The organism is Fretibacterium fastidiosum, assembly GCF_000210715.1.
In the GTDB taxonomy this organism is placed as follows: Bacteria; Synergistota; Synergistia; order Synergistales; family Aminobacteriaceae; genus Fretibacterium; species Fretibacterium fastidiosum.
This window is the reverse complement of sequence record NC_021038.1, coordinates 1,777,616-1,788,168: the sequence shown is the minus strand read 5'-3', so window position 1 is coordinate 1,788,168 and position 10,553 is coordinate 1,777,616. Positions and strand designations below refer to the sequence as shown.

Sequence of the window (10,553 nt, the reverse complement as noted above, 5' to 3'; positions counted from 1 at the left end):
ATTCGTGCATTGCCGTAAGGACGGGACGCATACTCTCACCAAGCTCTGACAAGGCATACTCAACCCTTGGCGGCACCTCGGGATAAACCGTCCTGGTGAGGATTCCGTCTGCTTCCATCTGGCGGAGGCTGTCGGTCAGCACCTTCTGGCTGAGCCCGTCCAGGTCCTTACGCAACTCGTTGAAACGCCACGAACGCATCAACAGATTCCTTAAAATCAAAAGCTTCCACTTGCTCCCAATCAACCGTACCGTTGTGGCAACCGGACAATCCGGCAGTTCATCCTTTGTTTTCATGGGACACCTCCATTGCTTCATTTTTTCATGTTACATTCAATCATAATGCAACACGCAGCAAAGGTCAATAAGGACGCTTTTGTGCACGGAAGTTCCAGCAGGAGGGGCCACACAACGAACGGGCCAAGTTCACCGGTAGGCCTCGCGGGTCAAAATAAACGCTTTCCAAGCTGCCTTGAATCAAAACTCGGACGCTACGGTTCGCCAGTTACAAAAAAGTGAGTACTTGTAAAAGCTCCCGCCGTTTCATACAATGCAAACGAGGCGCAGAAAGCGCCCCGGCTATCCCGACTATTTTGAAGGAGGAGATACTGATGGCACTTTCCGATCTGTCCGGATGGGGAAAGACGGATAAGGAAGCTTCAACGTCTGCCTGTGGAGCAGCAGACAAACCGGAGAAAAAGCCGGCTGCCTGCGGCTCTGCCTGTGGGGCAGCAGACAAGCCGACTGCCTGCGGGGCAGCAGACAAGCCGGAAGAAAAGCCGACTGCCTGCGGTTCCGCCTGCGGCGCAGCGGACAAGAAGTAATCCCGCTCCAGTTCGAACCGTTCCCGGCGGGGAATATCTTGCCGGGAACATCTTTCATTGCTCAATTTATGCGTTTTCATACAGACAAAACACTGCTCTCAAAGGACGAACATGAAAGAATATTTTTCTTTCCAATGGCATATTACTGACGAGTGCGATCAGCGATGCAGGCATTGCTATATCTTTTCGGGCGATCCCCGTCGAAAACTCGACTCCATGACGTGGAAGCAGTTGCAGGAAACGTTCTATAACTGTCTTGACTTCTGCGATGTCCACGACAGGCTCCCGTATTTTTACCTTACGGGTGGCGATCCCATTTTACATCCCGATTTCTGGCGGCTTTTAAAGCTGTTTCACAAGCACGCCATCCCCTTTACGATCATGGGGAACCCCTTTCATCTGACCGATCGGGTATGCAGGGAGTTGAAGTCCTTAGGCTGTCAGAAGTATCAGCTCTCGCTGGATGGTCTGAGGGAAACTCATGACTGGTTCCGCAAGCGGGGGTCCTTTGACTGCACATTGGAGAAAATAGGCTGTATCAACCAGGCCGGCATTCGCAGCGTCGTTATGACCACCGTTCCCAAGGCAAATCATACGGAGGTCCCCGACATCATCGATGCCGTTGTAAAAGCCAGGGCAAGTGTGTTTGCCTTTTCCCGTTACGTCCCCTCCGGAGGTGAGCTCGACGCAGGCATTACAGCACAGGAATATCGAAGGCTGCTTGCCATCTGCGACCGAAAGTTCACGGAACACGAAACGGAGGGTTGCGAGACTTATTTCAACAAGAAAGACCACCTCTGGACGCTTTACGAGTACGAAACAGGAAAATTCAAGATTCCGTCCTATGCCTGCGATGGAATGATCTACGGTGGATGCAACTGTGGAAACTGTCATCTGACGATTTTGCCCACCGGAGAGATTTACGCCTGTCGCAGGGTGGCGGACAGCAAGGTGGGCAGCGTGTTTGAGGACCGACTTGCTGACGTCTGGGTAACGGGCATGGAGGCCTTCAGAAATTATGACGATTTTTCAAAATGTTCTCGTTGTAAATTAAAGCAATTCTGCCGTGGTTGTCCCGCAGTCGCCAGGGGCACGAACGGCGATTTCTACGGAGACGATCCGCAGTGCTGGGCCAGCGTGGAAAACGGGTTGCTGACGCCTGAAATGTCAAAGGGGGAAAGAGGTTAAATCATGGATATCGAAACCTGTATCAAAAAATTAGGCTACGTCGGTGTACTTGATTTTGCCACCGTTGACGAAAGCGGCGCTCCACAGGTGCGAAACGTCAGCGCTATTCACTATGAGGGAACGAGCCTGTACTTTCTGACGGCCAGGGGGAAATACTTTGCCTCGCAGCTGAAAAACGACGGAAGAGTTCAGATACTCAGCTACACGAAGTACAAAGAGATGATCCGACTTTCCGGCAGAGCCGAAGAAGTCCCGGAGGAGGCTCAGGTCAAGTGGCGGAACGTTCTTTATCAAGAACAGCCCTACCTCGAAAACGTCTACCCCGGGGAGACGAAGAACATTGACACGATCTTCCTGCTGAAGGACTACACGATAGAGTACTTTTGCCTCTCCACCCGCCCGATCACACGGGAGTATTTTGTGGTAGGAAACGCCGAATCGCTAAAAAAGGGATACCACATCATGGAAAACTGTATCGGGTGCGGCACCTGTCAGGCGGTATGTCCACAGGACGCCATCAGCTCAGGAACCCCTTTTGCGATCGATGAAAGCCATTGCCTGCAATGCGGTAACTGCGCTGAAAACTGTCCCGTGAAAGCGATAGAAAGGTATTGAAGCGATCCGGATGAAAACCATGAAAGCAGTCCTCTTGAACGGCGTTACGGAGTCAGGGGATATCGGCCTGTCGGAGGTTCCAATTCCAGAGGTGAGGCCCGGCTGGGTCCTGATAAAGGTCCGGGCTTTCGGCATGAACCATTCGGAACAGATACTTCGCCTGAGCGAGATACGCGCGGAGTACATTCAAAAGCCGATCGTTCCCGGCATCGAGTGCGTGGGAGAGGTTGCCGCCCCCTCCGACAGCGGACTTGCAACAGGCCAAAAGGTCGTTGCCATGATGGGCGGCATGGGCCGCAGCTTCAACGGCAGTTACGCTGAATACGCTCTTTTGCCCGTTCAGCACGTCTTTGCCATCGAAAGCGATTTCGACTGGACGACGCTCGCGGCCGTGCCGGAAACCTATTTTACCGCATGGGGCAGCCTCCTTGAATGTCTCAAGCTGCAACCCGACGACACGCTCCTGATCCGTGGGGCGACCTGCGCGCTGGGCTATGCGGCGATACAGATGGCAAAGGCGATGGGATGCCGTGTGATCGCCACCACCCATAGAGAAAACAAGTTAAAGCTGATCCTCGACGCGGACGAGCAGATCCTGGACCAGGGGAAGCTCACGGGCGTCGTTCAGGGAGTCAGCAAAGCTCTTGAACTTGTCGGTGCAAAAACTGTAAAAGATACGCTGACCGCCGTGGAAAGGGGCGGCATTGTCTGCAATACCGGCGTTCTCGGCGGCGTGTACGCGCTCAACGGATTTGATCCCATCAAGGACGTTCCAAACGGCGTGTACCTTACCGGGTTCCACAGCAACTGGCCCACACAGCAAGTCGTTGACGACATCTTCCGCTTTATTGAGGATAAAAATCTCGTCCCCGTTTACGGAAAAGCGTTCAGCTTCGACGACATACAGGACGCTGTTGCCGCACAGGATGAGGGAAGCGTAAATGGCAAGATCGTTGTAAAGCTCTAAGCAAGAGTGCAGGTTGCGCTCGGACGAGTCGATACACTTGCGCCGGTCCGCTCCACCTCCCTGATGGCCTCAAAGCGGACGGGGGATTCCACGGCACCTGAGCCATAAAATCCCCCGTTCCCAGGTCAAGATGACCTGACGCCGCAAAACTGCACGCCGCTACTTGGAAAACGCGGCGCGATACACCTCGTCCTGTTCCGGGAAATGGACGATATACCCGACCGGGAGCTCGTTTCCCGTCGCTTCAATGACCTCCCTCGCCCCATCTTCTTTAAAAGCGCCGCAGAGCTCTATACAGTCAACCCCTTCACGCTGCAGCCGGCGCGCTTCTTCCTTCGCTTCCTTCAGGTTCGCAACGCCGACGATCTGAGCGTCGCCATCGTGAATCGACGCCCTGTCCGCCTCCACATTGAAATCATCGCCCATGATCAAAAACGCAAACCGCATAGCATCCATCCTCCTGACTTTAGACGAAGCTCGTTTCAAGGCCCGCTTCCACTCGATGAACTCTGATAATAAGGTACAATAAGTTGCGCAAAATGAAAAGAGGATAAAAAGTGACCAGTTATAGTGGTCCCCATCTATAGGACCAGGGGAAGAGTTAGAGTTAATATAGATCAGACCCCAGAAGGGGGGCTTAAAGATGTGTTAGAATGACCGAAAGACTCACTTACAGGAGGCGCAAACCATGTCGAACTTTAAGTCCTCCTTCGTCTCTATACGATGTCCGATGAGCGCCGGAAGGAGATCACGAAACAGGTCATTGCCGCAATGCGGGCTGGTGACGAGGAATTGGCAACCAGGCTGACGAAACAGGTTCCTTTGTCTCCGCCCATGGCTAGAGTTTTGAAAGCGGATTGGGGCATTGAGTTGAGAGATGCTGGGTTTAATCTTGATGATGCGGTGAAAGCTTATGGAAAAGAATGGCTTGAAGCTTGAACGGCAGTGCAGCCCAGTCCAGGCGTCCTTCGAAACATAATAACCTTGATTCTGTTCACAAGGAGGCGGATTTATGTTGCCGTCTATAACATTGGAATCTGAACAAGGGCAACTCACAAAAGAGCATATTGCTGCATTGATTCAGCCTGTTGCCAAGAAGTATGGGATTAAGGCGGTATGGATTTTCGGTTCACGAGCCCGTGGTGATCATCGACCTGATTCTGATGTTGACCTGTTGATTCGTTTAGATGGTGAGACAGTTAATGGGTTCGCTATTGGGGGTATCTATAACGACTTGAATAAGGCTATTCCAAATATCGATGTAGATATGATTGAGGAATCCGCTTTAGAGGACAGATTAAAAAATCTCAGTCGGTCCCACGTAAACTTCAAAAAGAACGTCCTGCGTGAGAGGGTGTTGCTGTATGCTGAAAACTGACCAAGCTCTCCTGGAGGATATCATGGAGCAATGTCGCTGGATCATTAGATATAGTGAGCTTGCAGACGCCCAGTCACCTGGTGAACGGAGCAGAATTGTCAATTCAGGATTCAATGCAGGTGACATCTTTGATATGCTGCATTTCAATGCTGTGGTGATGAATATACAGCAGATCGGCGAATTGGCGAAAAGGTTGAGCCCAGAGTTTGTCTTGCGTACAAAAAATGAAGTTTCATGGTCTGATATCAGAGGAATGCGTAACATCATCGCCCATGATTATGGAAAATTATCGGAGAAGACAGTTCGGGAGATCGAAATTATCGACATACCCAAACTGGCGGCATTTTGTGAAAAGGAGCTCGCAGCGACTCAAGCTCAAGATGACGCTATCCCCGTAGTCGAGGCGGAAGCCCGGAAGCTGGTTGGAGAAGATGGGCAGATATTCCGTCCCAACCCGAAAGGCGACCACTGCTACAGGGGAGAGGTTCTGAAAGTCACAGACACGCACGCCATCCAGAGGTCCTCCGCCCACGCCGTTTACCTTCATGATCTCAGAGATTTTCCAGGCGACAGGAAACCCTCTGTTGGTGACGTCCTTGCAATACGATACAGCAACGCCAGGATCGAGTTCGTTGAGCCCATCCCAGACAAGACACAGGCAAAGGCCAGGCAGCAGGATCTGGGAAGGTGACGCCTTGCTGCTGGCGTCGCAAAGGGACAAAATTTTAACCTCCGCCGCTTTCCTGATCGGCTTCCTCCCCCCGCTCCTGCCTGTGCAATATTTTGCCCTTTGGGGCCTCATGCCCCTCCTCGTCCTTGAGGTAAACAGCCACCCCAGTTCTTTTCTTGTGTCATTCGTCTTCTATCTCGCTCTGTCCCGTGGCATCGTACCCGGTACCTACGCCTTTTTCCGCAGCGGCATGGCGACACGTCGTTTTGCGGAAGAATGTGGGCTGAAGCCGGTCGTTCCGCCCAAGAGCAACACGAAGAAACCCTGGCCGCACAAGGTCCACTGCCTGAAGCGAGATAAGTAAAAAAAAGCCGCCCGGCTTCAAACGAAGTCAGACGGCTCTGCGCTAGCGTTAAGAACGACGTTTCCCAATCGTTTCGACGAGGGGCTGCAATTTAAGCCAACAACTCGATGCTCTCAATGCTCGAAGAGCCCCGCGTTTAAAGGATTCTTCGACCTCTGCGGTCACTCCCACTCGATCGTCGCCGGCGGCTTGGAGGTCACGTCCAACACGACGCGGTTCACGCCGCGCACCTCGTTGCAGATGCGCCTGGCCGTCACGTCCAGGACCTCCGGAGGGATGCGCACCCAGTCGGCCGTCATGGCGTCCTGCGAGTTGACGGCGCGCAGCGCCACCACCTCGCTGTAGGTGCGGCTGTCCCCCATCACGCCCACGGTGCGCACCGGAAGCAGCACGCAGAAGGACTGCCATATCCCGTCGTAGAGCTTCGCGCGCCTGAGCTCCTCCCGGAAGATGGCGTCCGCCTCCCGCAGCGCATCCAGCCGCTCCCGCGTGATCTCCCCCAGACAGCGCACGGCGAGCCCCGGCCCCGGAAAGGGCTGCCGGTCCACAATGTCCTCCGGCACGCCGATGAGGCGCCCTATGGCCCGCACCTCGTCCTTGAAGAGGTCCCGCAGGGGCTCCAGGAGGCGCAACTTCATGTGCTCCGGCAGCCCCCCCACGTTGTGATGGGACTTGATGAGCACCGCACCCTTCCGGCGGCCGCTCTCAATGACGTCCGGGTAGATCGTCCCCTGAAGGAGCCAGTCCACCGCCCCGATCTTCGCCGCCTCCGCGTCGAACACGTCGATGAAGAGCCCCCCGATGATGCGGCGCTTCCTCTCCGGGTCCGTCACGCCGGCCAGCCGATCCAGAAACAGGGCGGAGGCGTCCACGTGGCGCACGGAGAGCCCCATGCCGCTGTAGGAGGCCACGACGTGCTTTGCCTCGTTCAACCGCATCAGGCCGTGGTCCACGAAGATGCAGGTCAGCCTCGACCCGATGGCCCGGTTCACCAGGGCGGCGGCGACGCTCGAGTCCACGCCCCCCGATAGCCCGCACACGACGCGGCCCTCCCCGACCTGGCGCCGTATATCCGCCACGGCGCCCTCCACCCAGTCCTCGAGCCGCCAGTCCCCCGCGCAGCCGCAGATGTCGAACAGAAACCGGCGCAGGACGTCGCGCCCGTGCTCCGTGTGTACGACCTCCGGGTGAAACTGCAGCCCAAAGAAGTGCCCCGCCCGGTCCTCCGTGGCGGCCGTGACGCCTCCCTCCGTGGAGGCCGTGGCCCGAAAGCCTTCGGGCAGGGAGGTCACCCGGTCGCCGTGGCTCATCAACACCTCGAGCTCCTCGGGCAGCCCCTCCAGGAGGCGGGAGTCGCCGCTGCGCCGCACCCGCGTCACGCCGTACTCCGACCGCTCGCCGGAGGCCACCGCCCCTCCCAGGGTCTTCGCCAGAAGCTGCATCCCGTAGCAGATGCCCAGCACCGGCGCCCCCATGTCCAGCACGCGCCGGTCCACGGCGATAGCGTCCGGATCGTTGACGCTGTCCGGCCCGCCCGATATGATGATCCCCTTCGGGTTGAACTCCGCTACGCGCTCCCGCCGCGCGTCCCACGACAGGACGACGCTGTGGATGTTCATCTCACGCACGCGCCGCGCGATCAACTGCGTAAACTGTGAGCCGCAATCAATGATGACCACATTCTCCAACTTTTGCGCTCCCCCTCCCCTGTCCCCAGGACGCGCCGCCCGACCTCCGGGCGAACGCCCGCACCCAAAAACTTGGGAATATTATAACCGCAAGCGCCCCTCCTGGGGGAAGCGCGATCGAAACCGGCAGCCCGCAGATGAATTGACGGTTGCTTGTTGCCGATTCGCACTTCACGATACAACGCAGAATATATTTCGCAGGAGGCGTTCCGGCTGCCCCGTGACGAGACGGGGCGTTTTCCGTCGGGGGCGGGCCACCGCAGGGGGAAGCCCCGCCCGCGAGGGTGTCCGTTTAAGTTTTTTTCCATATTGACGTTTCCGTCGAGTCCGCTATAATCCAGTATAGAGCTGAGTTGATATGGTTCAGCTGTGGCAGCTTCCCGAATGAAGGATGCGAGAGAGATCCCGCCGTGGCGGGACGCCGAAGGGGCAACGCGCCCACGTGACGCTGAAACTCTCAGGCAAAGAGAATCGCATCCGGACGGGAGTCTGGAACCGAGCATAGCTCACACACTCATCGTTCTTTTTGAATGTGCTCAGGTGACAGAACACGGGAGGTCCGGAGGGCGGCAATGAACAAGACCGTGCTCATCACCAACAACAGGGATCTGTGCGCAAGCGTGCGGTGCGGACGCTTCGTCGACGGGTCCTCTTTGGACGTGCTCGTTGCCGTTCGCAACTCCATCCACCTGGGGTCCATCCTCCTCACCCACCCGCTCTGCGGCAACCTGCGTCCCTACCATCAGCCCTTTCGCTCCATCCTGCTCGAAGAACGTCCGGGGGCCCTCGTGGACCTGGAGTCCCTCTCCATGATCGAAAAGGCCGTGGGCGTCTACGAGGCGTGCCGGGAGCGGATGATCGTCCCCTCGGCCCTAGATGAGGGCAGACGTGCGGATTATGCCTTCATCGACTCCGAGTTGATGAAGGAAAGTCTGGAGCGGTACGGGCAGCTCCGCCGGGAGGCGGCGCTGCACCCCGCGTCCCTTTTGCTTCACGGGGAACCCAGCGGAAGGAGGTGAATCAAGATGAGCGCAATTGTTGAACTGACGAAGGAGAACTACGAGGCCGAAATCAAGGAGAGCCCCATCCCTGTGGTGGTGGACTTCTGGGGGCCCAAGTGCGGTCCCTGCATGGCGTTGATGCCGAAGTACCACGAGTTGGCCGACAACCCGAAGTATGAGGGCAAGGTCAAGTTCTGCTCGGTGGATACCTCCAAGAATCGCCGCGTGGCCATCGGCCTGAAGGTCATGGCTCAGCCCACCTTCCTCTTCTGGAAGGGCGGTGCGGAGGTGGCCCGCCTCAGCGGCGACGGCACGTCGATCGAGGGCATCACGGCCGAGGTCGACAAGATGCTCTAAACCGGAGCGTGCGTTCGGGTGAGGCGTCCAGGCCGGCACGGCGGAGTCCGTGGCTGGCGCGGCCCTCACCCATGGTATCGGTTTTCAGGAAGCGCGGGGTCGCCCGAAAGGCGTTCTCGGCTTTCCTGAGAACGACAGGAGCTGGAAAGGAGGAGTACTTTTTATGAGACTGGAACTTCACAAGCTTTTTGTCAAGCAGCTTAAGTTCGGCGACAAGACCGGCTTCTCCGGCGGCACTCTGACCGTGAACAAGAAGGAGTTGCTGGACCTCATCGCCGAGGACCCGCTCCTTGGGAAGAACCTCGACGTCGATCTGGCGATGCCGGGCGAGAGCGTCCGCATCATGCCGGTGAAGGACGTCGTTGAGCCCCGCTGGAAGATCGAGGGCAAGGGGCAGGTGTTCCCCGGCATTCTGGGCGACGTCGAGACCGTCGGCGAGGGCAAGACGCTCGTTCTCTCCGGCGCGGCCGTCGTCACCGCCGGCAAGCTGGTGCGCTTCCAGGAGGGCATCATCGACATGACGGGCCCCGGCGCGGAGTACACGCCCTATTCCGAGACGTGCAACGTCGTCCTGGTCCTGGAGCCGTCGGACCCGGAGATGGACAAGCACGACTACGAGAAGGCCTGCCGCGTGGCTGGGATCAAGGCCGCTGCCTATCTGGCGAAGGCCTGTGCCGACGTCAAGGCGGAGAAGGTGGAGATCTACAACCAGGCTAACATCAAGGAGGCCATGTGGGCCCATCCCGGCCTGCCGAAGGTGGGCTACCTCTACATGCTCCAGACCCAGGGTCTGCTCCACGACACCTACCTCTACGGCGTGGACGTGAAGAAGATCCTGCCGACGGTCCTCTCCCCGCTCGAGGTCATGGACGGCGCCATCGCCTCCGGAAACTGCGTCTCCGCCTGTGACAAGAACAGCACCTACTCCCACCAGAACAACCCCATCATCGCGGACATGCTGAAGCGCCACGGGCGGGATTTCAACTTCGTGACCTGCATCGTCACGAACGAGAACGTCACCCTGGCCGACAAGCGCCGCAGCAGCACCTACGCCACGAAGCTGGCCGCCATGCTGGGTCTGGATGGCGTGGTCATCAGCGAGGAAGGCTTCGGCAACCCGGACGCCGACCTGGTGATGAACTGCTGGAAGGCGGAGCGCCTGGGCATCAAGACCACGCTCATGACGGACGAGTACGCCGGACAGGACGGCGCGAGCCAGTCCCTGGCGGACTCCTGCCCCGAGGGCGACGCCTGCGTCACCGCCGGCAACGCCAACGAGGTCATCGTTCTGCCCCCGATGCAGAAGGTCATCGGCTACGCCGAGGAGGCCAACGTCATCGCGGGTGGCTGGCAGGGCTCCCTGGCCGAGGACGGCACGATCACCGTCGAGCTCCAGGCCATCACGGGCGCCACGAGCGAGCTGGGCTACACGAAGCTGGGCGCCTACACGCTGTAGCCGGACCCGGCCCGATTTTTCAGGAAAATCCTAAGTTAAGGAACTTT

The 10,553-nt window shown here is 57.6% G+C and carries 14 protein-coding genes and 1 riboswitch; of the genes, 11 read left to right on the top strand and 3 right to left on the bottom strand.

Going from position 1 to position 10,553, the window contains the following annotated elements; translation table 11 throughout:
* Positions 1-295 (bottom strand): winged helix-turn-helix transcriptional regulator (locus SY1_RS08335; RefSeq protein WP_208873405.1); only part of this gene is annotated, 295 nt, incomplete at its 3' end.
* A gap of 314 nt (positions 296-609) precedes the next feature.
* Here SY1_RS08335 and acgA point away from each other — a divergent pair.
* From acgA to SY1_RS08315, 4 genes are all read left to right on the top strand, one after another.
* A complete protein-coding gene (acgA, locus tag SY1_RS12820) occupies positions 610-822 on the top strand; it encodes an ACGX-repeat peptide (RefSeq protein WP_208873403.1) in 213 nt (70 codons plus the stop codon).
* Between the two features lie 111 nt (positions 823-933).
* Positions 934-2,010: a radical SAM/SPASM domain protein, ACGX system gene (gene acgM / locus SY1_RS08325; RefSeq protein WP_015556769.1), complete on the top strand. Its 1,077-nt coding sequence runs from the start codon at positions 934-936 to the stop codon at positions 2,008-2,010.
* A gap of 3 nt (positions 2,011-2,013) precedes the next feature.
* Positions 2,014-2,625, top strand: a complete 612-nt coding sequence (locus SY1_RS08320; protein WP_015556768.1) for a 4Fe-4S binding protein — start codon at positions 2,014-2,016, stop codon at positions 2,623-2,625.
* A gap of 10 nt (positions 2,626-2,635) precedes the next feature.
* The gene (locus SY1_RS08315; protein ID WP_015556767.1) at positions 2,636-3,592 is read left to right on the top strand and encodes an alcohol dehydrogenase catalytic domain-containing protein; all 957 of its coding nucleotides are present in this window, start codon (positions 2,636-2,638) and stop codon (positions 3,590-3,592) included.
* A 159-nt stretch (positions 3,593-3,751) separates the two neighbouring features.
* Here SY1_RS08315 and SY1_RS08310 read toward each other — a convergent pair whose 3' ends face one another.
* Entirely contained in the window at positions 3,752-4,039 is a 288-nt protein-coding gene (locus SY1_RS08310) for a DUF6506 family protein (RefSeq protein ID WP_015556766.1), read from the bottom strand.
* Positions 4,040-4,315: 276 nt separating this feature from the next.
* Between SY1_RS08310 and SY1_RS08305 the strand changes: the two genes are divergently transcribed.
* From SY1_RS08305 to SY1_RS08290, 4 genes are all read left to right on the top strand, one after another.
* Entirely contained in the window at positions 4,316-4,531 is a 216-nt protein-coding gene (locus SY1_RS08305) for a hypothetical protein (protein ID WP_208873401.1), read from the top strand.
* Between the two features lie 73 nt (positions 4,532-4,604).
* On the top strand, positions 4,605-4,970 hold the full coding sequence (locus tag SY1_RS08300; RefSeq protein ID WP_015556765.1) for a nucleotidyltransferase family protein: 366 nt from the start codon (positions 4,605-4,607) through the stop codon (positions 4,968-4,970).
* Entirely contained in the window at positions 4,957-5,661 is a 705-nt protein-coding gene (locus tag SY1_RS08295; protein ID WP_015556764.1) for a HepT-like ribonuclease domain-containing protein, read from the top strand. Before SY1_RS08300 ends, SY1_RS08295 begins: the two co-directional genes overlap by 14 nt.
* A 4-nt stretch (positions 5,662-5,665) precedes the next feature.
* Complete coding sequence (locus SY1_RS08290; protein WP_208873399.1) at positions 5,666-6,004, top strand: hypothetical protein; 339 nt, start codon at positions 5,666-5,668, stop codon at positions 6,002-6,004.
* A 161-nt stretch (positions 6,005-6,165) separates the two neighbouring features.
* On the opposite strand, the gene guaA is transcribed toward SY1_RS08290, so the two are convergent.
* Positions 6,166-7,692 carry a glutamine-hydrolyzing GMP synthase gene (gene guaA / locus SY1_RS08285; RefSeq protein ID WP_208873397.1) on the bottom strand — a complete coding sequence of 509 codons (1,527 nt, stop codon included), beginning with the start codon at positions 7,690-7,692 and terminating at the stop codon, positions 6,166-6,168.
* 384 nt (positions 7,693-8,076) lie between these two features.
* A riboswitch (glycine riboswitch) is annotated at positions 8,077-8,176 on the top strand.
* Between the two features lie 88 nt (positions 8,177-8,264).
* On the opposite strand from guaA, the gene SY1_RS08280 reads away from it, so the two are divergent.
* The 3 genes from SY1_RS08280 to SY1_RS08270 all read left to right on the top strand — a co-directional run bounded on the left by SY1_RS08280 (position 8,265) and on the right by SY1_RS08270 (position 10,506).
* Positions 8,265-8,711: a GrdX family protein gene (locus SY1_RS08280; protein WP_015556763.1), complete on the top strand. Its 447-nt coding sequence runs from the start codon at positions 8,265-8,267 to the stop codon at positions 8,709-8,711.
* 6 nt (positions 8,712-8,717) lie between these two features.
* Complete coding sequence (locus SY1_RS08275; RefSeq protein ID WP_015556762.1) at positions 8,718-9,050, top strand: thioredoxin family protein; 333 nt, start codon at positions 8,718-8,720, stop codon at positions 9,048-9,050.
* A gap of 163 nt (positions 9,051-9,213) precedes the next feature.
* Positions 9,214-10,506: a glycine/sarcosine/betaine reductase component B subunit gene (locus tag SY1_RS08270; protein WP_015556761.1), complete on the top strand. Its 1,293-nt coding sequence runs from the start codon at positions 9,214-9,216 to the stop codon at positions 10,504-10,506.
* Positions 10,507-10,553 lie beyond the last annotated feature (47 nt).

Excerpts from the sequence above, each read along its gene's own strand:
- SY1_RS08300 (WP_015556765.1), top strand. The coding sequence starts at position 4,605 with ATGTTGCCGTCTATAACATTGGAATCTGAACAAGGGCAACTCACAAAA.
- SY1_RS08310 (WP_015556766.1), bottom strand. The coding sequence starts at position 4,039 with ATGCGGTTTGCGTTTTTGATCATGGGCGATGATTTCAATGTGGAGGCG.
- SY1_RS08280 (WP_015556763.1), top strand. The coding sequence starts at position 8,265 with ATGAACAAGACCGTGCTCATCACCAACAACAGGGATCTGTGCGCAAGC.
- SY1_RS08295 (WP_015556764.1), top strand. The coding sequence starts at position 4,957 with ATGCTGAAAACTGACCAAGCTCTCCTGGAGGATATCATGGAGCAATGT.
- SY1_RS08270 (WP_015556761.1), top strand. The coding sequence starts at position 9,214 with ATGAGACTGGAACTTCACAAGCTTTTTGTCAAGCAGCTTAAGTTCGGC.
- SY1_RS08320 (WP_015556768.1), top strand. The coding sequence starts at position 2,014 with ATGGATATCGAAACCTGTATCAAAAAATTAGGCTACGTCGGTGTACTT.
- SY1_RS08275 (WP_015556762.1), top strand. The coding sequence starts at position 8,718 with ATGAGCGCAATTGTTGAACTGACGAAGGAGAACTACGAGGCCGAAATC.
- acgA (WP_208873403.1), top strand. The coding sequence starts at position 610 with ATGGCACTTTCCGATCTGTCCGGATGGGGAAAGACGGATAAGGAAGCT.
- SY1_RS08305 (WP_208873401.1), top strand. The coding sequence starts at position 4,316 with ATGTCCGATGAGCGCCGGAAGGAGATCACGAAACAGGTCATTGCCGCA.
- acgM (WP_015556769.1), top strand. The coding sequence starts at position 934 with ATGAAAGAATATTTTTCTTTCCAATGGCATATTACTGACGAGTGCGAT.
- SY1_RS08315 (WP_015556767.1), top strand. The coding sequence starts at position 2,636 with ATGAAAACCATGAAAGCAGTCCTCTTGAACGGCGTTACGGAGTCAGGG.